We start from the raw sequence: 360 nt of genomic DNA on the forward strand, positions 1-360 counted from the left end.
CCTGCGATGATTTTCATTGGGGTGATCGTTGCGTGGCCTCTGGTCGAGACCGTCCGTCTATCCTTTATGGAGGCGGGCTTGGGCGGCGAGAAATACATCTGGACGGCCAACTACGAAGAATTACTCGCCAGCAGGAAGTTTCACCAAACGATTGTGCGGACGTTTTATTGGATGTTCCTCTCGGTGGCGCTCAAATTGGTGCTGGGAATGATTGTGGCGGTGCTGTTGAATGCCGCCGTGCCGGGGCGCGCGTTGTTTCGGGTTTTGGTCATGCCGCCTTGGGTTATTCCAATCGCGATTGGCTGTATTGGCTGGTTGTGGCTGTACAACGGGTATTTCGGCGTTCTGTCTGGGCTGGCT

Annotated in this window: 1 protein-coding gene; it reads left to right on the top strand. The window is 55.3% G+C overall.

The genetic code is table 11. From position 1 onward, the window contains the following. Nucleotides 1–360, top strand: a 360-nt coding sequence (locus AB9F29_RS21485; RefSeq protein WP_369757198.1) for a carbohydrate ABC transporter permease, incomplete at both ends; no start/stop codon positions are given.

Origin of the sequence: Falsihalocynthiibacter sp. S25ZX9, assembly GCF_041205405.1 — a bacterium.
Classification (GTDB): Bacteria; Pseudomonadota; Alphaproteobacteria; order Rhodobacterales; family Rhodobacteraceae; genus Falsihalocynthiibacter; species Falsihalocynthiibacter arcticus.